The sequence below is a fragment of the Pseudomonas sp. GM30 genome (assembly GCF_000282275.2).
Classification (GTDB): domain Bacteria; phylum Pseudomonadota; class Gammaproteobacteria; order Pseudomonadales; family Pseudomonadaceae; genus Aquipseudomonas.
Window position 1 is genome coordinate 42,013 of sequence record NZ_AKJP02000006.1, and the last position, 25,066, is coordinate 67,078.

Annotated in this window: 19 protein-coding genes and 1 pseudogene; 8 read left to right on the forward strand and 12 right to left on the reverse strand. The window is 60.3% G+C overall.

The window, feature by feature from the left end; genetic code table 11:
• Positions 1 to 92 precede the first annotated feature (92 nt).
• The 6 genes from PMI25_RS04845 to PMI25_RS04870 all read right to left on the reverse strand — a co-directional run bounded on the left by PMI25_RS04845 (position 93) and on the right by PMI25_RS04870 (position 4,626).
• Positions 93 to 1,250: a glutathionylspermidine synthase family protein gene (locus PMI25_RS04845; RefSeq protein WP_007966161.1), complete on the reverse strand. Its 1,158-nt coding sequence runs from the start codon at positions 1,248 to 1,250 to the stop codon at positions 93 to 95.
• Positions 1,251 to 1,252: 2 nt separating this feature from the next.
• Positions 1,253 to 1,936, reverse strand: a complete 684-nt coding sequence (locus PMI25_RS04850; RefSeq protein WP_007966159.1) for a DUF1190 domain-containing protein — start codon at positions 1,934 to 1,936, stop codon at positions 1,253 to 1,255.
• Between the two features lie 17 nt (positions 1,937 to 1,953).
• Positions 1,954 to 2,379, reverse strand: a complete 426-nt coding sequence (locus PMI25_RS04855; protein WP_007966157.1) for a DUF350 domain-containing protein — start codon at positions 2,377 to 2,379, stop codon at positions 1,954 to 1,956.
• 15 nt (positions 2,380 to 2,394) lie between these two features.
• Positions 2,395 to 3,042: a DUF2491 family protein gene (locus PMI25_RS04860; RefSeq protein ID WP_007966154.1), complete on the reverse strand. Its 648-nt coding sequence runs from the start codon at positions 3,040 to 3,042 to the stop codon at positions 2,395 to 2,397.
• A 199-nt stretch (positions 3,043 to 3,241) separates the two neighbouring features.
• Complete coding sequence (locus PMI25_RS04865; protein ID WP_007966153.1) at positions 3,242 to 3,940, reverse strand: PspA/IM30 family protein; 699 nt, start codon at positions 3,938 to 3,940, stop codon at positions 3,242 to 3,244.
• A 17-nt stretch (positions 3,941 to 3,957) separates the two neighbouring features.
• Positions 3,958 to 4,626 carry a YjfI family protein gene (locus PMI25_RS04870; protein ID WP_007966152.1) on the reverse strand — a complete coding sequence of 223 codons (669 nt, stop codon included), beginning with the start codon at positions 4,624 to 4,626 and terminating at the stop codon, positions 3,958 to 3,960.
• Positions 4,627 to 5,194: 568 nt separating this feature from the next.
• Here PMI25_RS04870 and PMI25_RS04875 point away from each other — a divergent pair.
• The 5 genes from PMI25_RS04875 (at position 5,195) to PMI25_RS04895 (ending at position 10,383) form a co-directional block, all read left to right on the forward strand.
• On the forward strand, positions 5,195 to 6,325 hold the full coding sequence (locus PMI25_RS04875) for a HesA/MoeB/ThiF family protein (RefSeq protein ID WP_007966151.1): 1,131 nt from the start codon (positions 5,195 to 5,197) through the stop codon (positions 6,323 to 6,325).
• The gene (locus tag PMI25_RS04880; RefSeq protein ID WP_007966150.1) at positions 6,326 to 7,519 is read left to right on the forward strand and encodes an MFS transporter; all 1,194 of its coding nucleotides are present in this window, start codon (positions 6,326 to 6,328) and stop codon (positions 7,517 to 7,519) included.
• Between the two features lie 90 nt (positions 7,520 to 7,609).
• A complete protein-coding gene (locus tag PMI25_RS04885) occupies positions 7,610 to 8,344 on the forward strand; it encodes a TenA family transcriptional regulator (protein ID WP_007966149.1) in 735 nt (244 codons plus the stop codon).
• 181 nt (positions 8,345 to 8,525) lie between these two features.
• On the forward strand, positions 8,526 to 9,635 hold the full coding sequence (locus PMI25_RS04890; RefSeq protein ID WP_007966148.1) for a DUF3182 family protein: 1,110 nt from the start codon (positions 8,526 to 8,528) through the stop codon (positions 9,633 to 9,635).
• The gene (locus PMI25_RS04895) at positions 9,625 to 10,383 is read left to right on the forward strand and encodes an alpha/beta hydrolase family protein (protein WP_007966144.1); all 759 of its coding nucleotides are present in this window, start codon (positions 9,625 to 9,627) and stop codon (positions 10,381 to 10,383) included. Before PMI25_RS04890 ends, PMI25_RS04895 begins: the two co-directional genes overlap by 11 nt.
• Before the next feature lie 153 nt (positions 10,384 to 10,536).
• On the opposite strand, the gene PMI25_RS04900 is transcribed toward PMI25_RS04895, so the two are convergent.
• The 5 genes from PMI25_RS04900 to PMI25_RS04920 form a co-directional block, all read right to left on the reverse strand.
• The gene (locus tag PMI25_RS04900; RefSeq protein WP_007966143.1) at positions 10,537 to 11,511 is read right to left on the reverse strand and encodes a lysylphosphatidylglycerol synthase domain-containing protein; all 975 of its coding nucleotides are present in this window, start codon (positions 11,509 to 11,511) and stop codon (positions 10,537 to 10,539) included.
• Entirely contained in the window at positions 11,508 to 12,782 is a 1,275-nt protein-coding gene (clsB, locus tag PMI25_RS04905; RefSeq protein WP_007966142.1) for a cardiolipin synthase ClsB, read from the reverse strand. The genes PMI25_RS04900 and clsB overlap by 4 nt, the downstream gene beginning before the upstream one ends.
• Complete coding sequence (locus tag PMI25_RS04910; protein ID WP_007966140.1) at positions 12,779 to 13,576, reverse strand: endonuclease/exonuclease/phosphatase family protein; 798 nt, start codon at positions 13,574 to 13,576, stop codon at positions 12,779 to 12,781. Before PMI25_RS04910 ends, clsB begins: the two co-directional genes overlap by 4 nt.
• Positions 13,573 to 14,499 carry a DUF72 domain-containing protein gene (locus tag PMI25_RS04915; RefSeq protein WP_007966137.1) on the reverse strand — a complete coding sequence of 309 codons (927 nt, stop codon included), beginning with the start codon at positions 14,497 to 14,499 and terminating at the stop codon, positions 13,573 to 13,575. Before PMI25_RS04915 ends, PMI25_RS04910 begins: the two co-directional genes overlap by 4 nt.
• A gap of 170 nt (positions 14,500 to 14,669) precedes the next feature.
• A complete protein-coding gene (locus PMI25_RS04920; RefSeq protein ID WP_007966135.1) occupies positions 14,670 to 15,872 on the reverse strand; it encodes an MFS transporter in 1,203 nt (400 codons plus the stop codon).
• Positions 15,873 to 16,214: 342 nt separating this feature from the next.
• Here PMI25_RS04920 and PMI25_RS04925 point away from each other — a divergent pair, with 342 nt between their 5' ends.
• Positions 16,215 to 18,308, forward strand: coding sequence for a mechanosensitive ion channel family protein (locus PMI25_RS04925; protein WP_007966133.1), 2,094 nt, complete (start codon positions 16,215 to 16,217; stop codon positions 18,306 to 18,308).
• A gap of 126 nt (positions 18,309 to 18,434) precedes the next feature.
• Here PMI25_RS04925 and PMI25_RS04930 read toward each other — a convergent pair.
• Positions 18,435 to 22,735: pseudogene (locus tag PMI25_RS04930) on the reverse strand (DEAD/DEAH box helicase).
• 325 nt (positions 22,736 to 23,060) lie between these two features.
• On the opposite strand from PMI25_RS04930, the gene PMI25_RS04935 reads away from it, so the two are divergent.
• Together PMI25_RS04935 and PMI25_RS04940 are read left to right on the forward strand one after the other, a co-directional pair.
• On the forward strand, positions 23,061 to 23,945 hold the full coding sequence (locus PMI25_RS04935; protein WP_027612945.1) for a sugar nucleotide-binding protein: 885 nt from the start codon (positions 23,061 to 23,063) through the stop codon (positions 23,943 to 23,945).
• The gene (locus tag PMI25_RS04940) at positions 23,938 to 24,867 is read left to right on the forward strand and encodes an NAD-dependent epimerase/dehydratase family protein (RefSeq protein ID WP_007966127.1); all 930 of its coding nucleotides are present in this window, start codon (positions 23,938 to 23,940) and stop codon (positions 24,865 to 24,867) included. Before PMI25_RS04935 ends, PMI25_RS04940 begins: the two co-directional genes overlap by 8 nt.
• Positions 24,868 to 25,066 lie beyond the last annotated feature (199 nt).

Genomic DNA, 25,066 nt, shown 5'->3' on the forward strand with positions numbered 1-25,066 from the left:
TAGGAGCTGCCGAAGGCTGTGATCTTTTGATCTTTAAATCAAGGTCAAAGGATCGCAGCGTGCCGCAGCTCCTACAAGGAGGAGTCTGTGCCTCAGTCGAGGATCAGGTGCGGCAGAAACCGGCTCGAATCCTTGGTGATCAGACTGTTGTCTTCCCGCACGCCAATCCCCGTCGCCTGATCACCAATCACCCACGAGCCGACTAGCGTGTAGCTGTCGTCGAACTTCGGCAATGGCGCAAATTCCTGCAGGATGAATGGCGCATCGGTGTAGGGCCCGTCCTCTTTGACGATCAGACCTTCTGCCGTTTGCAGCTCGATATTCGCGCCTTCGCGGGAGAAGTACGGTTTGCGTACCCAGCCCTTGGGCACTGCACTGGCAGGATTCGGATCAAGATGCGCGGCGAGCAGATTCGGATGGCCCTTGTGCAGTTCCCACAGCAGCGGCAGCGCTCCTTTGTTCGACAGGATCGATTTCCACGCCGGCTCAAAGAACTGCGTATCGCTTTCGGCAATCGCTGCACCGAATGGCTCGTGGAAAATGAATTCCCAGGCGTGCAGTTTGAACAGGTGCGGGATCCAGCGATCCTGCAGATCGACAAATCGACCTTCAGCGGTCAGGCCGATGTCCTCGATGTCGATATGCCGTGATTCGATGCCGACCTTTTCCGCGATCAGGCGCAGGTAATCGGTGGTGCCCTTGTCTTCGACCGAGTCTTTCATCGAAGCAAAGTAGAACGGGCGCTTGAGCTGCAACTCGGCAAACGCTTGATGCAGCTTGGTGTCGATGCTGTTGAACTGGTCCGCATGGCGCGGCAGCATTCCGCGCTCGATACATTGCTCCAGCCAGCCCCACTGAAACGCCGCCGCTTCATAAAGGCTGGTCGGCGTGTCGTAGTTGAGTTCCAGCAACTTGGCGGGGCCGTTACCGCTGTAGGAAAAGTCCATGCGCCCGTACAGATGGGGATGACCTTCCAGCCAGGAAGTACGAATCATGTCGTAGTACGGCGCCGGGATGCTCAGGCGATCCAGCAGCTCTTCGCTGTGCACCACGCGGTCGACCAGGTCCATGCACATCTCGTGCAGTTCGGTGGTCGGATCCTCCAGGTCGTTTTCAATCTGCGAGAGGGTGAACTGGTAGTAGGCGCTTTCGTCCCAGTACGGCTCGTCGTCGATGGTGTGAAACAGAAAACCGAGGCTTTCGGCCGTCTGTTTCCAGTCGGGGCGCTCGGCGCAGTGGATCTTCTTCATGCTCAGCTGCTCGAACGACCGGAGCTGCTGCCCCATCCGCCCCAACCGCTACGGGCGGATGACTGGCTGCCAAAGCCACCCCGGGAGGTCGACGAAGCGACGTTCACCGGTTTGCTTTTGCTGCTCTCGTAGTCTGGTTGACTGCGTGGCGCCGATTCGATTTTGCGGTACTGCGTCGACGTGTTGTAGGTCTGGCGCGTGTCGCGGTCGCGATAGACCGTGCGGTTGGCGTTGTTGCTCATCGCATTGCCGATCAGCCAGCCCGAGAGCCAACCGTTGCCGCTACCGGAAGCGTGTGAAGTGCTTTGTACGTTTTGCGCGGCCGTCGCTTCACCGGCAGGCAACTGCGCATTGGCAATCGCATCCAGATCCTGCGGTGCCTCGCCATTCTGCGGCACTTTGAAGCCGCCGAGTTTCGGCACGAAACGGCCGTCGGAATTTTTCTGACACCAGTCGGCGGCGAAGTCGGCGTCGCACTTGGCCTTGTCGTCGTAAGCCGGCGCAATGCGTCGGTGTTCAGTGAGTGCCGCGACGTAGGCGTTCGAGCAAACGTCGGCCGCGACCGAGGCATCGACGCACTGTTCGACCGTTTTAAAGCGTTGCGGATCCAGCGCTGCCGCTTCGCCGGAAATGGCCATGGCCACTGAGGCGGCGAGAGACAGTTGAACGTACTTGCTGCGTTTCATCGAAGGCTTCCTGCCGATCAGTTGGACGGGGTCATGCACGCGGCGTTGAGCATGCCGACGCTGATGGCCACTGCGGCTACGTAGATACCCGAAGCGATTTCACCGTTGGCGATACGCTGCGACGTGCCCTTGAGCACCATCCCCGTGGCGAGGAAGGCCAGCAGTTGCACCACGGCTGCAATCACCGCCCACAGCACGAAATCGAGAACGTTGACCGAAAACGCGATCACATTGCTGGCCGGAATCGCAAAGCCAATGATCGCGCCAGCCAAAGCAATGGCGGCGGCAATGTTGCCGGAGCGGATCAATTCGAACTCTTTGTGCGGCGTGATGCGGGTGTAGACGAACTGGAACAGCATGAACAGCAGCACGGCGCCGATCAGGTAGACGACGAAACCGACCAGTGCGGTCTTGTTCAGGGAAACGGCCAGCACTTCCAGCATGGAAAACTTCCTTTTTTAAATGGTGCTCAAATCAGTCGTGTACAGCGAAATACCCAGCGAAGTGCTCAGGCTGACGGTGCCTTCCTCGTCCTGTTCGACGGAGAACAGCAGCAGTTCGCGGCGATCGGTCAGGCCGGTCTCGCGCGCGTAAAGCATCGAGTGGTGTTCGATGGTGTAGCTCTCGTCCGGGTTGACCACGTGTTCGGTCAGCGGCACCAGTTCGGTCTGGCCCTGCTCGGTACCCCATTCACGGCTGTACAGGACGCCGTCGTGGGTGTAGGTCGGCAGGCCGATCGGGCTTGCCGGGCCGGCCAGGCGCTGCAGTTCGGCGTCACTGTTGACGGTCACGTAACTGAGGTAGTTGAACAGGGTGACCGACTCGATCTGATCGTCACCGGTGACGTGGATCTGCAGCCAGAAGTCCTCATTATTGAGGTAGTAGCGATGCAGCTTGTTGGATTGGCCGAGATCGATCCAGCCGGCGCTCCAGATGGCCTCTGCAGCCGGAACCTGTACCGAGGTGCTGCCGTCGAGCAGCAGCGCCAGAGTCGAATCGAAACGCACGCCTTTGCCTTGTGCCATTCCGAGTGGGCCGCCGGCCACTGGAGCGGGCGCGGCAGTCTGCCAGTTGCTGGTGCCCAGCAAGTCTTTGAACCATCCCATGGGTACATTCCTTGAGGCGGGTGGAGGTGTTCGTCGTAAAAAGCGCCGCTAGTGTACCGGGCCGGGCGACGAACGAGCAGGCAAAATGCAAATGTTGTGGGTGCGAAAAACTGCAGGAGCTGCCGCAGGCTGCGATCTTTTGATCTGGGTTCAAGATACAAAAGATCGCAGCCTGCGGCAGCTCCTACAGGGGGCGGTTTTACTGAGCTGATTTTTGCTTCAGGCGCTCAAGGATCGCATTGGCGCTGCCTTCGTTCGGCGTGATGCCGGCGTCGCGCAGTTTGCGTTCCAGATCGTTGCCGGTCGAAGCGTCAGCCAGCTCATCGGCAGCGCTCAGCTCGGCAGCGCGTTGCTGCTGCTTGGCCTGCAGGCGGTTCAGGGTGCCGACAGCGGTTTCCAGCTTGCCGTTGGCGCCACCGCTGGCGATGGACGCGCTGACCTGCGCCTTCTGCACGCTTTCCCGGGCCTTGGCCATGTCCACCTGCTGGCGCAGGCTCTTGATCCGCGACTCGGCCTTGCTGATGTCCTTGCGCATGTTTTCGGCGTAGGTGCCGAACTCGTCGCTCTGGGCTTTCTCGGCGGTCAGGTCGTTGGTAAGGGTCGAAATCGCTTCCGCCACTTCCATGGCCAGGTCTTCGCGGCCAGCGTTCAGCGCGGAAACCGCCTTGGCTTCCAGATCCTTGATCTTGGCGTCGTACTCGCTCACGCGGTCAGCGGCCAGTTTGTGCTTGGCCATGATGGTGACCAGCTCGCGGCGGGCGTTGGACAGCGCGGTGTCGGCGTCGCGGATTTCCTGGTCGAGGATGCGCAGGGCCTGTTGGTCGACGATCGCTTCGCCGACTTCATTGGCGCCGCCGCGCAGAGCGGTGAACAACTTGCTCCAGATGGACTGAGTCATTGGATATTCCCTGTTGATTACTTGAAGAAGTGTTCGAAGGCTTCGCTCGCGCGCTGCACGTTGTCGACCAGGGTTTTCACCTCGGTGACGACGTTGGTCAGGCTCGAGTCGGCGCTGAGGGCGCCAAACATGTTGTAAACGGTCTGGCCGTTGGGCATCGACTCTATACCGATCGACGACAGCGGGAACATTTCCCGGCTGCGCAGCACGGCGTCGTTGAAGGCGCGCACGTCAGTGATCGAATCGATATCCACCAGCACGGTGTCGACGATGATCTGTGCACCGGCCAGGGCAATGTGAATCGGCAGACCGCCGAATTCGTTCATTTCCAGCTTGATGCTGGGTTCGGAGCTCTGGATCAGCGACAGCGTGATCTCCTGCGAAGCCACCTCGTCCAGTGCTTTGAGGGCGTTGAAGAGGCTATCGATGTTCCAGTTGTTGCCTGCGCTCATGTAATTCTCCGACATGAATGAGCCAGCCAGAATCGGTTGGCGTAGCTGTTGCTCCATTTGCTTGAGCAAGCTTCGGTTTTCCGGAAGCACCCAAGTTTCGTGTTTCACATAACCGGCGGCAGCCAGGCCCGCGCGCATCTGCTTCATATAGAAGCTCGACGGTTTTTTCGCGGACGGTTTCGAGCGCTCTCCCTGTGGGCTCTCTGACGCAACAGTGGGGGAGCGGCTTTTCATGGCAATGACTCCGTTATGAACATCTCACGCGTGAGCCACACTACAACCAATTCAAAATGCCATCAATGGCTCACGCGTGAGATTTTTTCGGCCTGTGGAAATCGCTGATGAGGTGTGGTCGCAAGCGTTGTCCCGGGTGGAGAGTGTGTTTCTGATTAATCACTGATGTTTATTGTCTGGAAGGCGAATTTATTTTCAATTCTCCCGCTGTGAATCTTCACTGTTTAAATATTGAAGATAATTCCTACATTGTTTTTGCATGTTTCCGTAAGAGGTAAGAGCGATACTTCGTAAAATCGTAGGAAGTGTATTTGGTGTGAGTAATATTAAGAAACAAGCTCGGTTCGCAACCACTGAAAACTTATTCTAGTTTTGGGGTGTGCACACCTTCACCCCGGTGGAAACAGCTTCACCACCGGCCCTTCAACTTTTGAGGAAATCATTATGACTTTCGAAAAAGCATCTTCGGCTGGCGATTCTCAGATCGGCTGATCTGGTCAGTAAGAACCGGGGCCTTAATGGCCCTGGTTCTTTATCAAGTTGTTTTAATAGCGATTGAGGCTCGAATATGAAACTTAGTCTTAAACCGACGATTATTCCGTTCAAACTTGATGGTCAGGTAGTTCTGCGTTTTAACGGTCAATACGCAAAAATCCCCGACCCCCATGGTGCTGTTTGGGCGTTCGTCAGGGCACTTGATGGCCATACACCCTATGAAGCGTTGATTACCCAGGTGGCAGGCCGTTATCCCGGGGTGGATCAGGACGAAATCCGAAGCGTCGCGCAAGATCTGATCAAATACCGGTTGGTCGAGAGTCCGGATGCTTTTGAAACGACTTCTCTTTCGGATCATGATCGCACCAGATTTTCCCGCAACATCGACTTTTTCGGGTCGATGGCGGCTGTGGGCGAGAACAAGTTCACCCACCAGGAAAAACTGCGCGCGGCCAGGGTCTGCGTACTGGGCTGCGGCGGTCTGGGCACCCATATCCTGTTCGACCTGGTGGCGCTGGGCGTCCACCACTTGACGATCCTCGATTTTGACACGATCGAGTTGAGCAATTTGAACCGGCAGATCCTTTACAAGGAAACCGACGTCGGCATGCCGAAGGTTGCAACGGCCAGGCGCAGGTTGCTTGAATTCAACAGTCACCTCGACATTACTGCTCACGAAACCCGCCTCCAGTCGGCGCAAGACGTCGCCGGCATCGTACGCGGTCACGATATTGTGATTTGTGTCGCCGATAAACCCGCGAACTACATGGCCGACTGGCTGAATGAGGCCTGCGTTGAACAGGGCGTACCCTTCATTTCAGGCGGGCTTGATGTACGCCGCTCGGTGTTTTATTCGGTGGTGCCTGGGTCCTCAGGCTGCGGTGCTTGCTGGCTGACATCGGCGCGTAACAAAAGCAGCCTGGTGAACAGCGTTTCGACCATGGCCAAACAGCACGACATCACTTATGAGCATCCCGGCCCGGCTCTTGTGACTCTGGTGGCCGTCACCGCTGGGATGATGGTCAGCGAAACGGTCAAGATCATCACCGGCTGCCAACCGCCACAATTGACCAACAAACTCAAGGAATTCACATTCGACGACCTGGACGTCAGCGTTGCTGAAGTCTGGCAGCAGAATCCGGACTGCACGGTCTGTGGACATCTCGCGAACGGGCAACGGTCGCGGCAGGCGGAGGCTGTCTAGATGTTCAAACTCCTGGCGTCCTATGCCATCACGTCCATCTGTTCATGGGCCATCGCGTTTCTGATCCCGCTTTATGTTTATGAGCAGACCGGCTCCCCAGTCTGGACGTCGCTGGCTTTTTTCGCCGCGATGGCGCCCTACATACTGGTCACGCCTGTCGCCGGTGTGTGGAGTGATCGCTACAGCAAACGGCGTTTTCTGATCGGTGGTGATCTGATCAACATCGTCACCGGCTGCCTTATATATGCTGCTGTGAGTACGCTGTCCGGGAGCAGCTTGAGTATCACCCTGTTATTGCTGAGCTTTCTGCTGGCAAGCGTCGGTGCCACTCACCACCCGGTTTTCCAGAGTATCGCGCCAGCGCTGATTGAAGGCCCCAAACTTCATCGGTTCAATGCGATCGTCAACGCCAGTGACAACATCATTCGCATCGTTGCGCCAATCGGCGTTGCGGCCTTGCTCGCCGTCAGTACCAAGGAGCAGTTGCTGATTGGCAGCATTGTCGGATTTACGCTATCCCTGCCGCTTTGCTTCTTGCTGAAAGAGCTGGGTAAGCCTCCGCCCGCCACGACGCGGGTGTTCACGGAAATCAAAGCCGGGCTGCTGTATGTCATCCAGCATCGAGAACTGCGTTCGTTCGTCATGCTGTTCTTTTTCTGCAATTTCGGTTTTGCCTTGATCGGTGCAAGCCTTGTCTATGTCTACACCACGTTACTGGCCGTGCCATTGAGTGATGTCGGCTATTACTACGGGCTCATTGGTGCAGGTGCCGTCGCCGGATCAGCTGTGGGGGCGTTTCTGGTGAAGAGATACCCGGCCGGCATTCTCATCCGTCGAAGCTGCTTGCTGGCTGGGGTGTTCACCCTGATGGGGGCGATGGCCGCCGATCCATGGTCACTTTCGGCACTGTGGGCGCTTTCTACCGCTTGCCAATCCGTGGTGGTCATCGCTTTTTTCACCTATCGCCAGCAGGTGGTTCCGCAAATCATTCTTGGGCGAACGGTCGGAGTTACACGGCTCATTGCCTACCTCGCGATTCCGCCGGCGAGCCTGCTGAGTGGATGGCTGTTACTGCATTTCTCAAGCAGCGCTCTGCTTCTTGCGTCAGGCGGTCTCTGCATCATTTTCGCCTCTCTATGCGCTTATTTTCTGGCCAGGTCTGAGCCCCGCGTCATTTGCAGCGACTCACGATGAATACGGCTCTTGTAGGTTTGCCAGGGTTTTCGGAATAACTGGAAAGTTGCGATCGGCTGGATGGCTGATAATAGTTAAAGGAATTTAAAGTTGGAACAAGACAAAGAGTTGAATGACGGCAATGTGGCAAAGGTTATTGAATTCAGGGCCGGAGGCACATTGTGGGACGAATGGCTGGACGCTGATGCGTTAGAAGGATTGGTTAATCATGAGCTGTTGCGAGCAATGCAAAACGGCCATGTTTGCCTGAGGGGGATGCAGTACTTTCTGATTCAGCATCATTACTACTCGCGAAACTTTACCCGTTTTCTGTGCGCAATCCTCAATCGCCTCGAGTCCCTTGGCGACATCAAATTGCTGTTGGAAAACATGCAAGAGGAAATGGGCATAGATGGTGATAACAAGCTCACGCATGCCGAGCTGTTTCAAAGGTCGTTGCGGATCCTGGGCACCTATCCGTTGGCTGAATCGCCTTTACCTCAGACCGTGGATTTTACCCGATGCATCCTGCAGCTTTGCCGCAGTGAAAATCCTGTCGAGGGCCTCGCAGCGCTCTGCCTGGGAGCCGAAGCCATTGTGCCACTGATTTACAAACCGATTCTGCTGGCACTGGAGGGACTGAATGTCAGTGAGGAAGGCCTGGAGTTCTTTCGCTTGCATATCGAAGAGGATGAAGATCACGCGATTACCATGCTGGGAATTCTGCAACGACTGACTCATCAGACTCCTGAAGCAAAGCGGCTTGCGATTCAAATCGGACGTCAGGCTATCCTCAAACGTTGTGTCATGTTCGATGCTATCTGGAAGGAAATCAGTCAGCAGTAGCCGGCGTCCCGTTTCGTGCAAATTGCCGCGGATTCGCTGGAAGTCGTGCAGATTGAAACAGGCCTGATGCCACTATGCTTGTTCCAAGCGATTGATTCATTGGACATTCCCGTTGCCAAGCGATTGGCCTGATCTCTGCACTTCTCTCATTACATTCATCAATTGGCTTGAAGGGGGACGCATGACCCCGACGTCGAGCAGGAAAGTGGTCGTCGCCCATTCGGTTCGGGCCGAGGCGCCGCAACATGAAGTGCAGACCAACAAAGCACTTGCCCGCTGGCTGGCGCAGATTCTGGGACTCAACTTCGGCGGAAGTTTTGACCCGCAGAAGCATCGTGGTCGTGATTTGTATTGGCTGCCGACCCAGACCATTGTTGGCCAGGCCAGCGCGCGCAATCTGGGGATCAAAGGCCCGGGCGATTTATGGGGCGGGTACGTCGAACACGATTTCATTTGCACCAAAGCCATCAGCCACGGCTTGCGCAGTCATCTGGCTCACGCGCCACAAGGCTGGGCGCCGCTGTTCTCCGAGCGCGTGCGCGATGTGGTGCTTGATGGCTTGACGGTGTTTGCCTTGGAAGATGCGCGGCCCGCCGCCGAGCATTTGCTGTACAGCGGGCCGATCCGCCTGAAGCCGATTCACGCTTGCGCTGGTCGTGGCCAGGAAGTTATCAACAGCCTCGACACGTTCGATGAAGTACTGGCCCGTGCAGACGCGAAAACGTTGTTTCGCGATGGCGTGGTGCTCGAACAGGACTTGAGCAAGGTCTTCACCCACAGCGTTGGCCAGTCATTCATCGGCGACAAAGTGCTGAGCTACTGCGGTGATCAATACTTGACCAGAGATGCCCATGGCGAAGACGTCTATGGTGGTTCGAATCTGTTGGTCGTGCAGGGCGGCTACGAAGATCTGCTGGCGCTGGACTTGCCGGACGACGTGCGACTGGCCATCAAGCAGGCGCAGATTTTCGACCGGGCGGCGGATGAGGCTTATCCAGATTTCTACGCCTCGCGGCGCAACTACGACATTGCCCAAGGCCTGGACAGCAATGGCAAGCCCCGTAGCGGGGTGCTCGAACAATCCTGGCGCATGGGCGGTGCCAGCAGCGCTGAACTGGCCGCGCTGCAAAGCTTCGTCAATGATCCGCAGATGCCCGCGATCCGCGTGTCGACGGTGGAAACCTACAACGATCAAACCCTGCCGGCCGACGCCATCGAAATCTATCGCGGGCCGGCGGAGAACAGCGAATTCCTTCTCAAATACGTAACGGTCAAATCCTATGACGGCTAGAAGCGAAAGCATTCAGATCGACATTGATGATGAACAGATGAGCGGGACGTTTCTCAGTCCCAAATCGAAAGTCCCGGGCGTATTGTTTGTGCATGGTTGGGGTGGCAGCCAGGAGCGCGACCTCGAGCGTGCCAAGGGCATCGCCGGTCTGGGTTGTGTCTGCCTGACCTTCGACTTGCGCGGCCACACTGGTGGTACCGGCATTCCGCTGACCCGGGTCACGCGCGAGGACAACCTGCGCGACTTGCTCGCCGCCTACGATCGCCTGCTGGCGCATCCGGCGCTCGATACCTCGGCGATTGCGGTGGTCGGCACCAGTTATGGCGGTTACCTGGCTTCGATTCTCACCTCGTTGCGTCCGGTGCGCTGGCTGGCGTTGCGGGTGCCGGCGCTGTATCGCGACGAGCAATGGCACACACCCAAGCGTGATCTGGACAAGGCTGACCTGCGCGACTATCGAGCGACGTTAGTCCGGGCCGACAACAATCGTGCGCTGCACGCCTGTTCGCAATTCACCGGGGATGTGTTGCTGGTGGAATCGGAAACCGACGACTACGTGCCCCACGCGACAATCATGAGCTACCGCGCAGCGTGTCAGCAGACGCATTCGCTGACCCACCGGATTATCGACGGCGCCGACCATGCCTTGAGCGAACCGGTTTCGCAGCAGGCCTACACCTCGATTCTGGTGGACTGGATTACCGAGATGGTGGTCGGGGAGCGGTTGAGCATCATCCAGTCCACTTGAACATATGCCCCTGTGGTGAGGGAGCTTGCTCCCGTTGGGCTGCGAAGCGGCCATGATTCTTGTCACCTTCGATACTGAAGCAGAAGGAGATTAGCGGTATGGCGACTGCTGCGCAGCCGAGCGGGAGCAAGCTCCCTCGCCACACAAACGGAATCACCCGGGTTTCTTCTCGATCCGCAACGCCTTCGCCTTGGCCTCCACCAGCAGATACATCACCAGCGTGATCAACAACGGCAGCAGAAAATAAATCGCCCGATACGCCAGCAACCCGGCCACCAGACTCCCGCGTGAAGCTTCGTGTTGCAGCAGCGCGACAAACACCGCTTCCAGCACGCCGAGTCCCGCCGGGATATGCGTGATGACCCCGGCAATCGCACTGATCAACAGCACGCCGAGCACCAGCGGGTAATCCAGTTTGCCCGGCAGCAACGTGAAAATCACCGCTGCCATCAGCGACCAGTTCAGCGCACCGAGCAGCAGTTGCAGGACGGCCATGCGCAGGGATGGCAGGTTGATTTCCACCCCGCGAATCGACCACTCGCGGCGCTTCGAGAACTGGCACGCGGCGAGGTAACCGGCACTCAACAGCAGCAACAGCACGCCAATGCCCTGCAACGCGGCGCTGCTGATTTTCCAGCCGGGCGGCATGCTCACCAGACCACTGCTGAACACCACGCCGGCAATCGTCATGTAGCCGAACCAGTTGGTCGCCAGGCTCAGACCGAGGATCTTGGCGATGTTGCTTTTGCTCACCCCCAGGCGCGAATACAGCCGATAGCGCATGGCAATCCCGCCGACCCAGGCACTGAGATTGAGGTTGAACGCATAGCTGATGATCCCCACCGGGAGGATCTGCTTCCAGGTCAGGTCCTGGCGAATGTAGGTGCGGCCGATCAGGTCGAAACTGGCGTAGGTGAGAAAGCTCAGCAGGGTCAGGCTGGCGGCGATGATCAGCGTGCGCACCTTGAAGTCAGCCAGGGTTTGCAGAACTTCCGCCCATTCGATACGGGTGGCGAACATCGTCAGCAACACGATCAGCGCGAGGAAGAACAGCAACGTCAGTGGGCGTTTCCAGCGACTCCATCGAGAGTGAGTAGCGGGAGCAGACTGTGCGTGGGAATGGCTCATGAGGTACGCCCCCGAAACGGCTTGAGCCGCGGTTTGTGCGCCGGCAACCAACCGGCCATCGACGGGAAATGCCGCAGGAAGTGAAACACCAGAAACCCTACGGTCATGTGCCAGATCCGTCCTCGCGGGGACATGCTGGCGTCCATCGCCTTGCAGTGGTTCTGGCTCAGGTCTTCGAGGCGCTGAAACAAATGCTGATTGAACGCACGATCGCGGATCAACACGTTGGCTTCGAGGTTCAGTGACAGGCTCAACGGGTCGAGATTGCTCGAGCCGACGGTGCTCCATTCCTCATCAACCAACGCGACTTTGCCGTGCAGCGGGCGCTGGCAATATTCGTGGATCTGCACGCCGGCCTTGAGCAGGTAGTCGTAGGTCATGCGCGCGGCCAGTTTCGCCACCAGCATGTCCGGTTGACCTTGCAGGATCAGCCGCACCTCGACGCCACGGCGCGCCGCATTGCGGATCTCGCGCAGCAGGCGGTAGCCGGGGAAGAAGTAGGCGTTGGCGATCACCACCCGGCGTTTGGCTCGGCGCAGTGCCTGCAAGTACACATCTTCGATGTCGGTGTGATGCTGATCGTTGTCGCGAAACACCAGACGTACCTGACCGTCGTGATCGTTGAAAGCCATGTCCGCCCGGCGCTGACGCCGGCGCTGCCACCAGAACCGTGCGCGTCCCGGACGACCACTTTGCAGCAGGGCGAAATGATGGATGTCAGCGACCGCTGGCCCCTGAATCTGCACCGCATAATCCTGTTTCGCCTCGGGGCCGAAATCGGCCAGGTGATCGCCGGAGAAGTTGATCCCGCCAATGAACGCGATCAGTCCGTCGACCACCACGATCTTGCGGTGCAGGCGGCGGAACCAGTTGGTGCGAAAGCCCAGATGTTTGGGCGCCGGGTCGAACATCTGCAAGTGCACGCCGGCATCGCTCAATGCCGCGAGATACCCGGTGGTCAATTCGCCACAACCAAAACCGTCGAGGCTGACGGTGGTGCGCACGCCACGTTGCGCCGCGTCGATCAGGATCTGCTGCAACTCAGCGCCGACCTTGTCTTCGAAAACGATGAAGGTCTCCAGCAGGATTTCACTTTTTGCCGCACGCATGGCGTCGAACACCCGGGGGAAATACTCCTCGCCGTTTTCCAGCAACTCGACGCGGTTATTACCCTGCCAGCCGTACTCGACATCGACGTGCCCGGGCTCGCGCACCGGCGGGTTGATGCTGATCGGTTCCACGGCGGATTTCTCCAGCGGTGCGCTGCTCATAGTTCGATCTCCACCGATAACGGGGCGTGGTCGGAAAGGTGTGACCAAGGCCGGTTCGCCAGAACCTTTGGCTGGCTGGCCTTGAGGTTGCGTACGTAAATTCGATCGAGCCGCAAGGTCGGCAAACGCGCCGGAAAACTGCGCGCCGGTTTGCCGAGATGTTCGGCGAACACCTCGCGCAGGCCGCAGGGCTTGAGCAGCGCATCGGCGCGCTGGCGCCAGTCGTTGAAGTCACCGGCGACAATCACTGGAGCATCTTCCGGCAGTTGCGCCAGACGCTCGCCGAGCAGCTTCAATTGCGCATTGCGATGGCTTTCGCGCAGGCCCAGATGCACGCAGATGGCATGCACCTCGACGCCATCACCGGGCAGGCGCAGCACGCAATGCAGCAAACCACGGTTTTCGTGACCGCTGATCGAGACGTCGAGGTTGTCGTGGCGGATGATCTGGAATTTCGACAGCAGCGCATTGCCGTGATCGCCCTCCGGGTACACCGCGTTGCGCCCATAGGCGAACTGCGGCCACAGGCTGTCGGCGAGGAACTCGTATTGCGGCATCGTCGGCCAGTTGCTGTAGCGCTTGGGATGATGCTCGTGGGTGCCATGGACTTCCTGCAGAAACACCACGTCGGCGGCCACGCTGCGCACCGCTTCGCGCAACTCCGGAAGGATGAAACGGCGATTGAGTGCGGTGAAGCCTTTGTGGGTGTTGACCGTCAGCACGGTGAAACGGCGCACAGACACTTCGATGCTGGTCTGCTCGTCGGTGAACCCGACCGGCTCTGGAATACTCATGCCAGCACCCCTTCGGCAGCCGGTTCGCCGGGGGTGGTGGCGAGCGTTTTATCCAGCTCGAATCGGTGGAGCAAGCTGCGCGCGTCGTAGGGCGCGCGGACTTTGATGTCGTTGTCGAAATAGCAGAACACTTCGCGGGATTTACGCGCCCGCGGCTTGAGGCGCGGCGCGATCAGGTGCGCATCGCCAGGCTGTCGGCCGTGATGCCAGGCGTCGATGCGTTCGGCCCAGTTTTTGAGCGCCGACTCGGTGTAGCCGCTGGCGTACAGCTCTTCGGCGCCGTGCAGGCGCAGGTAAACGAAGTCGCTGGTGAGGTCTTCGCGGTACGGCCATTTGCCGGCGGTGTCGGCGATCACCAGGGCGGTGTTGTAGCGTTTCAACAAGCGCACGAAGTCGGGGTCGATGAAGCTGTCGTTGCGCACTTCCACGGCATGACGCAACGGTTTTTTGCGCCAGGCTTTGAGGCTGGCGTGGCCGTGCAGATGCGAGTCGTGCTGGCGGGCGAGGGCGGCAGCGGCTTCGGTATCGCGGGGCAACAATGAGAGGAAGTGTTCGAAGCGCTCAGGGTCGAATTTGAAGTTCGGCGGAAACTGCCAGAGGATCGGCCCGAGCTTTTCCTTGAGTTCCAGCACCCCGGAGGCGAAGAAATTCGCCAGCGGTTTTTCGATCTCGCGCAAGCGCCGGACGTGGGTGATGAAACGCGGCGCCTTGACACTGAACACGAAGTCATCCGGCGTTTCGCTGTACCACTGCGCATAACGTTCGGGCCGTTGCAGGGCGTAGAACGATCCATTGATTTCGATGCTGTTGACCGCCCGCGAAGCGAACTGCAATTCGTGCTTCTGCGTCAGTCCTTTCGGGTAGAAATCCCCGCGCCACGGAACGTAGCGCCAGCCGGAAATACCGATGTGAATCGTCGCCATGCCGCCCTCCCGTTGTCAGTCCTCGTACAGCCTGTGTCTGTTGATGACTGTGCGCGGTTCGGGAAAGTTTCGGTGGCGTTACGGACGGTAGTCTGTAGGAGCTGCCGCAGGCTGCGATCTTTTGATCTTAGATCGCAGCCTTCGGCAGCTCCTACAGGGGGATCGTGGGATCAGTGGCCGGTGACGACTCGCGAAGTGCTTTCGGCATAGGTCGGACCGAGGCGATCCAGTCGCCCACTCCACGCTGTGAGTGCCAGCGCCAGCAACACCACCAGCCCGCCGATCCACGCCGTGTGAATCAGGCCCAGATGTTCGACGATCAGTCCGCCGCCCCACGCACCACCGGCAATCCCGAGGTTGAACGCGGCAATGTTCAGCCCCGACGCCACGTCTACCGCGTGCGGTGTGTGATGTTCAGCCTGACGCACCACATACACCTGCAGTCCCGGCACGTTGCCGAACGCTACCGCGCCCCACACCAGCACCGTGGCCAGCGCCAGCCATGGATTGGCGGCGGTGAAGGTCAGCACGAACAGCACGGCGGCGAGCAGGGCAAAGATGATTTTCAAGGCACTGATCGGCCCGCGTTTGTCCGCCAGTTTGCCGCCCCAGAGGTTGCCGACCGCCACCGACACGCCATACACCAGCAATACCAGGCTGACAGTGCCGGCGCTGAAACCGGAGATGTCCTGCAGGATCGGCGCAAGGAACGTGAAGGCGACGAACGAGCCGCCGTAACCGATCGCGGTCATGGCGTACACCAGCAGCAGACGCGGTTGTTTCAGCACTTGCAGTTGTTGCAGCAGAGACGCCGGTTTGCTGTGGGCAATGTTGTTCGGCACATACAGCAAGCTGCCGATGAACGCGATCACACCCAGCGCCGAGACGGCGAGGAAGGTTTCCCGCCAGCCGAAATGCTGACCGATGAACGTGCCCAGCGGCACGCCGGTGACCAACGCCACCGTGAGGCCGGTGAACATGATCGCAATCGCGCTGGCGGCCTTTTCCTTGGGCACCAGGCTGGTGGCGATGGTCGAGCCGATGGAGAAGAACACCCCGTGCGCCAGACCGGTGACGATCCGCGCCAGCACCAGCGATTCATAACCCGGCGCCAGCCACGCCAGCAGGTTGCCGAGGGTGAACAGCACCATCAGCGACAGCAGCAACAGTTTGCGCGGGACCTTGCCGGTGAGGGCGGTCAGCACCGGCGCGCCAATGGCGACACCCAGCGCATACAGACTGACCAGCAGCCCGGCGGACGGCAGGCTGACGCCAAGATCGGCGCCGATGGTGGGCAACAGGCCAACGATGACGAACTCGGTCGTCCCGATGGCGAATGCGCTGAGGGTCAGCGCGAGCAAGGCAATGGGCATGAGGGCACTCCGGTAGAGGTTTGAATGGAGCGCAGTGTCGGGGTTTGGCTTGTGCGGAAAAATACGGGGTTGGGCATTTGATATTTGCTGCTGACGCAAATATCCACGGACTGCTGTGAACCCTGTGGTGAGGGGATTCATCCCCGATGGGTTGCGGAGCAACCCCAACCGTTTCCAGAGGGTGTGAAAGCAGATGTTTACGTCTGCTGCGCAGCCGATCGGGGATAAATCCCCTCACCACAGGGGAATGCAGTGGGCACTGGGGGTATTGAGGCAAAAACCGAACTTGTCCGCCATTCACCGATCAGTTCCTTACAGGTTCAGCCAACGGAGACCGGAGTTTTGATCAAGTTCAGGATCGCCATTCTGCTGGGAGCACTGCTGTTGCTCGGCGCCAACCAACTCGAAGCCGCCACGCTGCCGGGCGTTCCAGCCGCTGCTGAAGAGCCGGCCAAACCCGAGCCCATCGTCCAGGGCGGTCTGCTCGGCGCGATCAGTTCGAGCATCGACGACGTGCAGGACAAACTCGATCTCAACGAACATCTGGTCGACGCCTGGCGCTTGCGTGCCGATCGCGCGGCGGATGAAGTCGACAAACTGGTCAATCAGCCGTCGAACCGCTCCGGCTGGAGCGTCGCCGGGGATTTCCTGATGCTGTCCGGCGTCTGGCTCGGCACTTTTGCGCTGCTCACGGTGCTCGGCAGCCTGCTGGCCAGGCGGCTGAGTCAGGGCCGTTGGCTGCGCACCCGCCAGCGCAGTCAGGATCTGGCGGGTTACCTGCTGCCGTACACCGTGCCGGCGCTGATCTGCCTGCCGCTGACGCTGTACGTCAGCCACTTTCTGCAAGCCTCGGTCGGCCGGGCGCTGGCGCTGTGTTTTGCCTACGCCACCAGCAGCGGGATTTTCTCCACCTCGATGCTGTTGTGTGTGGTGGTGATGTTCAATGTCGGGCACAAACGGCCGGCCGCGCGGATCATCCGCAACTACTGCCCGAAACCGCTGTTCCTGATCGGCTTTCTCGCCGCCCTCAGTGATGCGTTGACCAGCCCACAGATCGCCCGTCAGTTGGGTGGCAACATTACCAGCAGCGTTGCGGTGTTCACCGGGCTGATCGCCTCGATCATCTTTGGTCTGCTGGTGATTCGCCTGCGTCGGCCAGTGGCGCATCTGATCCGTAACCGGCCACTGGCGCAGCGCCTGAAGCAACCGTCGTTGCAGGAGTCGCTGCGGATTTTTTCCGGGCTCTGGTACTGGCCGATTGTGTTGATGGTGCTGGTTTCGGCGGTCAATCTGATCGGCATCGGTGAAGACAATCAAAAGGCCCTGCGCTGTGCGTTGTTCACCACCGTGCTGCTGATCGGCACGGTGTTCCTCAGCACCATCCTCCAGCACCTGTTCAAGTCGCGAAAGGCCGAAGCGATCCAGCGCAGCAGTGCCTACAAGGAACGCTTTCTCAGCCTGTTGCACGCGTTGCTGCGGATCGTCATTGCGATTGCCTTCATCGATATTCTCGGGCGGATCTGGGGCGTTTCACTGCTTGATTTCGCTCAGAGCAGCACGATCGGCCGGGCGATCAGCAACGCGTTGAGCAGCATCGGCCTGATCTTCCTCGTCACCTGGCTGTTGTGGGTGGTGCTCGACACGGCGATTCAGGAAGCGTTGAAACCACCGGTGAGCAAACGCTCGTCGCGCCAGCCCAGCACCCGGGTGAAAACCATCCTGCCGCTGCTGCGCAATGCGATCAAAATCATCCTGGTGGTGATCTGCGCGATCACCACCATGGCCAACCTCGGCATCAACGTTGCGCCGCTGTTGGCCGGTGCCGGGGTGGTCGGTCTGGCGATCGGTTTCGGTTCGCAGCAACTGGTGCAGGACGTGATCACCGGGCTGTTCATCATCATCGAAGACACCCTGTCGATCGGCGACTGGGTGGTGCTCGATTCCGGACATGCCGGCACCGTTGAGGGCCTGACCATCCGCACCCTGCGCCTGCGTGACGGCAAGGGGTTTGTGCACTCGGTGCCGTTCGGTCAGATCAAGGCTGTGACCAATCAATCACGGCAGTTTGCCTATGCGTTTTTCTCGGTGCAGTTCACTTACGACACCGATGTCGACAAGGCCATCGAGCTGATCCGCGAGACCGGCGATTCGATCCGTGAAGACCCGTTCCTCAAGTACAACCTGCAAGGGCCGCTGGATGTGTTCGGGGTGGACCGGATGGACCTGAACGGGGTGGTGCTGACCGCGCAGTTCCGTACCGTGTCGGGCGGGCAATATGCAGTGAGCCGGGCGTTCAATCAGCGTTTGAAAAAGCTTGTGGATAACAGTCCTGACGTGCATTTCGCGCAGACTTATCCACAGCAGGTTTTGTTGCCCAAGCGGCAGGTTGAGGGGGAGTTGGTGGCGAGCGAGGTGCCGCAGAAGTCGAGTACTTGATTGCCGGATTTTGTGCTGGGATTGCCGGCCTCTTCGCGGGCAAGCCCGCTCCCACATTGGATTTGTGAACGACGCAGATCCCCTGTGGGAGCGAGCTTGCTCGCGAAAGGGCCAGACCTGTCGACATCAATGCCGGATCAGCTTGCTACGCACCTGCTCCATGGCCACCTGATCCAGCTCAGTCCAGAAAACCTGCTTGCCGGCAATCTCGGCAGCCACCGGCAAACCATCCCGATACACCAGCCGATTACTCACCAACGCCGGCACCTTCGCCCCGGCAACAACGTCCCCGCCAGATTCAACGGATCAACCCCGCACACTGCGATCAAGCTGCCGTCATGCGCCCGCCGCCGTACCTCCCGCAACAACGGAATCGCCTCCGGCAAGGCAAACTGTTCCCCCGCCAGACCACTGACAAAGCGCCCGCCGCGAATCTCGCCACGGGCCTCCAGCCGATGAAACGTGCGCAGCAATTCGCGCCAGCTCGGCAGCCAATCCGCCTCGCGCTCCAGCAGGCGCCAGAACACTACGCCATAGCGGCGCAGCAACGTCATGGCGACATGTTCGAGAGTTTCGGGTGACGCCATCTGACCGCTTTCCAACGGCGGCCCGCGCCGCAACAACGCCCAGCGCCCGGCATCGTCCATGCCGCCGACAAACGCGCCGCGCCCGCGTCGACTGCTGCGTTGCTGGCGCTTGCTCGCCGGAGTGATCAGGGCGCGCAAACCAGCGAAGCTGTCGGCGTTCACCAGGCCGGCGCCGACCAGTTCCTGCAAGGCGATCTCCAGCTCGGTGCGCAGCAGGTGCGCTTCGTGGATCAACTCATCGAAAAACAACGCGCCATGCTGACTCAGCGCCTCATAAACCTTTTGCGTTTTCGGCGACAGTTCGCTGACCGGCGTCTGCTCGGCCAGCGCACTCCACAACCCGACCTGACTGCGCGGCAGCAGCACAATCGGTGTACTGCGCAGCGCCGTGCCGCTGACTTTCTGCCGGGCGCTGAGGCGCGTCCACACCAGTTTGCCGTTGCGGCACAGGTCATCCAGCCAGCTCGGCGAATAGTCTTTCAGGCGTGCCGGGAGAATGTCGCTGTCCCACGCCGAAGCCGCTGCCGGGTAGCCTTCGAACTGGCCGACAATCGCCGGCAATATCGCGCTGCCCTGACCGCGCGTGGCGCTGGACAAGTGCTGCCAGTCGAACAGGAAACGCATGAAATCCTGCAACGCCACCGGCTCGATTTCCCGGCGCAGACGCTTGACCGTGTAGCGATGAATGCGCGCGAGCAGATGCCGTTCGCACCATTCCTCAACGGCCACACCCGGGGTGAACTGACCGCGCAGCACATAGCCTTCACGCTCCAGTTGCGCGAGGGTTTGTGCGACTTGTGCAGCGGGCAGCGCCAGCGGTTCGGCAATAGCCGGGAGCGGCAGCGGGCCGAATGCGCCGAGCCGCGCGCGGACCACCTCGACCAGTGCTTCCTCGAACGTCCAAGGTTCGTTGAAACCAGGCAAGGCCTGCTGCTGCGGTTGCAGCGTGGCCTGTGGATAAAGCGCCAACAGGCAGGTCAGGCGTTCACGTGCCAACCACAACGAATGTTGAGGATTGATCATCAGGCGACAGGCTCGACCACTTTCGGTCAACGTATCCAGCCATTCACGCCAATTCCCGTTGGCCTGAACTTCAGCCTCGTCGATGCACGCCAGACTCATCAGCGCCTCGTGCATTTCATCGGCGTTGGCCGGCGTCGGCCATGCTTCCTCGCGCACCGCGTTGATAGCGTCGGCGTCCAGTGCCCCAAGGTCATCGGTGGATTGCGGATCGCTCCAGCGGCGGTTGATCACCGCTTGGGTGCGGCGTTCTTCCAGTGGTGCGTCATCGAGAAAGCTGTACGGCCGCGCACTGAGAATTTCTGCGGCCAGCGGTGACGGCGCCGGCAGATCGCGGCTGAGCAAACGCACCTCGCCACGCTCCATGCGCCGCAGCAGATTGAGCCAGCCGTCGCTGTCCATGGCCTCGTGCAGGCAATCGTCGAGAGTCTGTTCAACCAACGGATGCTCGGGAATTTCCCGCTCACCGGCGAGGTTTTCCAGGCAGGCGATCTGGTCGGGAAACACACTGGCGATCAGGTCTTCGCTTTTCATCCGCTGCAACTGCGGTGCGACTTTGCGCCCGCCGGTAAAACGCGGCAACGCCAGCGCGACCCCGGCATTCCAGCGCCAGCGCACGCCGAACAACGGCGCATCCACAACGGCCTGAATCAGGATGTGTTCGGCGCTGTTGCTGTGCAGGTAGCGCCAGACGTCATCCAGTTCGAAACTATGGCTGGTGGACAGCGACAGGACGATCGCGTCCTCACTGGCAGCAGCCTGCAATTCGAAATTGAAGGTGCGGCAGAAACGCTTGCGCAGCGCGAGGCCCCAGGCGCGGTTGATGCGGCTGCCGAACGGTGAATGGATGATCAACTGGGTGCCGCCGGATTCATCGAAAAACCGCTCCATCAAGAGCGTGTCCTGCGAGGGCAGGGCGCCGAGGGTCAGGCGAGCGCGGGCGAGATAGTCCACCAGTTGTTCGGCGCTGGCGCGGTTCAGGCCGAGGGTTGCGGTCAGCCAGTCGAGCGCCGGTTGCAGATCGCCGGGGCTGGCGCCGAGCAGTTCGTCGAGGGTCGCCTGCAGGCGCGCCACCGCCAAAGACAATTCATCGCTGCGCCCCGGGGCTTCGCCGAGCCAGAACGGAATGGTCGGCGGCTGACCCCGGGCGTCCTCGACCCGGACCTTGCCGGTTTCCACCCGCAGGATGCGGTAGGAGGTGTTGCCGAGCTGGAAAATGTCGCCCGCGATACTTTCCACGGCAAAGTCTTCGTTGACGCTGCCGATGTTCAGGCCTTGCGGTTCGAGCAGCACGCTGTAGTCGGCGTTGTCGGGAATGGTGCCGCCGCTGGTCACGGCGGTCAGTTGCGCGCCACGGCGGCCACGCAGGGTGCGGCTGACGGCGTCGCGGTGCAGGTAAGCGCTGCGGATGCCCTGACGACCGTTGTAGCCTTCGGCGAGCATCGTCAGCAGCGCCTGATAGTGTTTTTCGTCGAGATCGCGATACGGCGAGGCTTGGCGGAACAGCGCCAGCAGCGCGTCTTCCGCCCATTCCCGGCAACTGACCTCGGCAATGATCTGCTGCGCCAGTACATCCAGCGGCGCCTCGGGGATGTGCAGGGTGTCGAGTTCGCCACGGCGCACGCAGTCGAGCAGGGCGGCGCATTCGATCAGGTCGTCGCGGGTGGTGGCGAACAAGCGGCCCTTGGGCGTGCCGCCGACCTGGTGCCCGGAGCGACCGACTCTTTGCAGAAACCCGGCAATCGAGCGCGGCGAGGATATTTGGCAGACCAGATCGACTTCGCCGATATCAATGCCCAACTCCAGCGACGCAGTGGCGATCAGCACTTGCAGCTCACCGCGCTTGAGCCGCTGTTCGGCGTCGAGGCGGAATTCTTTGGCCAGGCTGCCGTGATGCGCGGCCACCGCGTGTTTGCCCAGACGTTCGCTGAGGTGTCGGCTAAGGCGTTCGGCCAAGCGTCGGGTGTTGACGAAAATCAGCGTGGTGCGGTGGTCGCGGGCCAGTTCGGCGAGCCGGTCATAAACCAGTTCCCAGACGTCGTTGGCCATCACTGCCGACAACGGCACCGGCGGCACTTCGATGCCCAGATCCCGTGGCCGGGCGTGGCCGATGTCGATGATTTCGCACGGGCGATCAGTGCCGACCAGAAACCGCGCCACGGCATCGATCGGCTTTTGCGTGGCGGACAAGCCGATGCGGGTCAAGGGTTCGGCACACAGCGCCTGCAGGCGTTCGAGGCTCAGCGCCAAGTGACTACCGCGTTTACCGGCGGCGATGGCGTGAATCTCGTCGATGATTACTGTGCGCGTGCTGCCGAGCATTTTGCGTCCGGACTCGGAGCCGAGCAGCACGTACAGCGATTCCGGAGTGGTCACCAGAATGTGCGGCGCACTTTTGCGCATGGCGGCGCGGTCTTTTTGCGGGGTGTCGCCGGTGCGCACCGCCGTGGTGATCTGCAATTCCGGCAGGCCCATCTGGCGCAGCTGTTCGGTGATTCCGGCCAGCGGATTTTGCAAGTTGATGCGGATGTCGTTGGACAACGCCTTGAGCGGTGAAACGTAGACCACCAGAGTTTCGTCGGGCAGGCCGTCGGGGTTTTCCAGCCCCCGGTGAACGAGGTCGTCGAGCACCGCGAGAAACGCGGTGAGGGTTTTACCGGAGCCGGTGGGCGCGGCGATCAGTGTCGAGCGGCGCTGGCGGATCAACGGCCATGCGCGGGCCTGGGCGGCGGTGACCGTCGCGAAGGTGCTGCTGAACCAGGCGCTGACGGCGGGGTGAAAGCCTGCCAGGGCGGCGTCCTTGGGAATGGGCAGATTCATGGCTCAAGTTATGCGGGTGAGGGCGGCAAGATGCAAGTACCGCTGGGGATCTAGACAGACAGTCGGGGCCTCATCGCTGGCAAGCCAGCTCCCACAGTGATTTTTGTTGTCCACAAGTCTGGCAATCAATTCTGAACCCTGTGGGAGCTGGCTTGCCAGCGATGGGGCCAGTTGATTCAGCACAATTCCCGGCGATCTGCACTTTACGGGTGACGGTTGCGTACTAAACCCGCAAAATGCAACGATTCCGGCAATTATCGACGACGGGTGTCACAAGCACCGTCGCTAAAGCCATCGTTCCAATCAGACTGGGCCTGCTGACTCTATGCGAATGCGCCTTATGTTACTGGGCGGCGGAAATGCCCTTGGGCAGGCGCTGATTCGCCTCGGTGCAGAGGAAGACATCGGTTTCCTCGCCCCCCGCCCGCCCGAAGACGGCTGGGATGCCGCGAGCCTGACGCAACTGCTCGACGACACCCGTCCGGATGCGTTGATCAATCTCGCCTACTATTTCGACTGGTTCCAGGCCGAGACTGTCAGCGAAAGCCGTCTGGCCGGCCAGGAACGCGCCATCGAGCGGCTGGCCGAGCTGTGCCAGCACCACAACATCATCCTCGTACAGCCCTCCAGTTATCGGGTGTTCGACGGTTCGCGGGCGACCGCCTACAGCGAAAAAGACGAGCCGGTGCCGCTGGGCCTGCGCGGCCAGGCGCTGTGGCGCATCGAGCAAAGCGTTCGCGCCACGTGCCCGCAACACGTGCTGCTGCGCTTCGGCTGGCTGCTCGATGACAGCCCTGAAGGTACCCTCGGACGTTTCCTCGCCCGCGCCGAACAGCCGGACGAATTGCTCATGGCCGATGATCGCCGCGGCAATCCGACCCCGGTCGATGACGCCGCACGGGTGATCATTTCGGTGCTCAAGCAACTCGATTGCGCGGCGCCGCTGTGGGGCACTTACCATTACGCCGGCCACGAAGCGACCACGCCGCTGGCGCTCGGTCAGGCGATTCTGACCGAGGCGCGCAGCCTGCATCAGTTGGCAATCGAAGCGCCGACCGCTCAGGCCCACGCCGCGCGGCCGGACGCCGCCGAGGAACCGCAACACGCGGTGCTCGCCTGCAAGAAAATTCTGCACACTTTCGGGATCAAGCCCCGCGCCTGGCGCGCCGCACTCCCGGCTTTACTGGATAGGTTTTATCGTCATGGCTGAAGGCCCTGTTTTAATCACCGGCGGCGCCGGTTTCATCGGCTCGCACCTGACGGATGCGTTGCTTGCCACCGGCCATTCGGTGCGGATTCTCGATGACCTGTCGACCGGCAAACGCAGCAACCTGCCGCTGGACAACCCGCAGGTTGAACTGATCGTCGGTGATGTCGCCGATGCCACGCTGGTTGCGCAGGCGATGCAGGGTTGCAGCGCTGTCGCGCATCTGGCGGCGGTGGCCTCGGTGCAGGCGTCGGTGGACGATCCGGTGAAGACGCACCAGAGCAATTTCATCGGCACCCTGAATGTCTGCGAAGCCATGCGCCAGGCCGGGGTCAAGCGCGTGCTCTACGCATCGAGCGCGGCGGTTTACGGCAACAACGGCGAAGGCGAGTCGATCGACGAGGACACGCCAAAAGCCCCGCTGACCCCGTACGCCTCGGACAAACTGGCCGGCGAACACTACTTCGATTTCTACCGTCGCCAGCATGGCCTGGAACCGGTGATCTTCCGCTTCTTCAACATCTTCGGCCCGCGCCAGGATCCGTCCTCGCCGTACTCCGGAGTCATCAGTATTTTCAGCGAGCGGGCACAGAAAGGCCTGCCGATCACCGTGTTCGGCGATGGCGAGCAGACGCGTGATTTCCTCTATGTCGAGGATCTGGTCGACGTGCTGGTGCAGGCGATCGACAAGCCTGAGGTGGAAGTGGGTGCGATGAACGTCGGCTGGAATCAGGCGATGAACCTCAAGCAGATGCTGCAGGCGCTGCAAGACGTGGTTGGCGAGCTGCCTCCGATCAGCTACGGCCCGGCACGTTCCGGTGACATCCGCCATTCGCGGGCGAACAACGCGCGTTTGCTGCAACGCTTCAAGCTGCCGGAGCCGACGCCGATGCGTGTGGGGCTGGCGCGGTTGCTGGGACGCTAAATCGAAAAAACAAAAAAGGCGCCTTTGCAGGCGCCTTTTTTGTGGGCGGGGTATCGCTTTGACGCTCGGTGCAATCCCTGTGGCGAGGGAGCTCGTCGAATCGTCGCACCGTCCCGCTCGACTGCGCAGCAGTCGCAAATTCAGTCAACGCGGTTTTTCTGAAGCACCGCTTTTGCCTTGTTCAGGGCTGCTTCGCAGC

Coding starts and splice junctions, on each gene's coding strand:
- PMI25_RS04895 (WP_007966144.1), top strand. CDS start 9,625: ATGACGGCTAGAAGCGAAAGCATTCAGATCGACATTGATGATGAACAG.
- PMI25_RS04870 (WP_007966152.1), bottom strand. CDS start 4,626: ATGAAAAGCCGCTCCCCCACTGTTGCGTCAGAGAGCCCACAGGGAGAG.
- PMI25_RS04940 (WP_007966127.1), top strand. CDS start 23,938: ATGGCTGAAGGCCCTGTTTTAATCACCGGCGGCGCCGGTTTCATCGGC.
- PMI25_RS04890 (WP_007966148.1), top strand. CDS start 8,526: ATGACCCCGACGTCGAGCAGGAAAGTGGTCGTCGCCCATTCGGTTCGG.
- clsB (WP_007966142.1), bottom strand. CDS start 12,782: ATGAGCAGCGCACCGCTGGAGAAATCCGCCGTGGAACCGATCAGCATC.
- PMI25_RS04855 (WP_007966157.1), bottom strand. CDS start 2,379: ATGCTGGAAGTGCTGGCCGTTTCCCTGAACAAGACCGCACTGGTCGGT.
- PMI25_RS04910 (WP_007966140.1), bottom strand. CDS start 13,576: ATGAGTATTCCAGAGCCGGTCGGGTTCACCGACGAGCAGACCAGCATC.
- PMI25_RS04875 (WP_007966151.1), top strand. CDS start 5,195: ATGAAACTTAGTCTTAAACCGACGATTATTCCGTTCAAACTTGATGGT.
- PMI25_RS04865 (WP_007966153.1), bottom strand. CDS start 3,940: ATGACTCAGTCCATCTGGAGCAAGTTGTTCACCGCTCTGCGCGGCGGC.
- PMI25_RS04860 (WP_007966154.1), bottom strand. CDS start 3,042: ATGGGATGGTTCAAAGACTTGCTGGGCACCAGCAACTGGCAGACTGCC.
- PMI25_RS04845 (WP_007966161.1), bottom strand. CDS start 1,250: ATGAAGAAGATCCACTGCGCCGAGCGCCCCGACTGGAAACAGACGGCC.
- PMI25_RS04900 (WP_007966143.1), bottom strand. CDS start 11,511: ATGAGCCATTCCCACGCACAGTCTGCTCCCGCTACTCACTCTCGATGG.
- PMI25_RS04920 (WP_007966135.1), bottom strand. CDS start 15,872: ATGCCCATTGCCTTGCTCGCGCTGACCCTCAGCGCATTCGCCATCGGG.
- PMI25_RS04850 (WP_007966159.1), bottom strand. CDS start 1,936: ATGAAACGCAGCAAGTACGTTCAACTGTCTCTCGCCGCCTCAGTGGCC.
- PMI25_RS04915 (WP_007966137.1), bottom strand. CDS start 14,499: ATGGCGACGATTCACATCGGTATTTCCGGCTGGCGCTACGTTCCGTGG.
- PMI25_RS04880 (WP_007966150.1), top strand. CDS start 6,326: ATGTTCAAACTCCTGGCGTCCTATGCCATCACGTCCATCTGTTCATGG.
- PMI25_RS04935 (WP_027612945.1), top strand. CDS start 23,061: ATGCGAATGCGCCTTATGTTACTGGGCGGCGGAAATGCCCTTGGGCAG.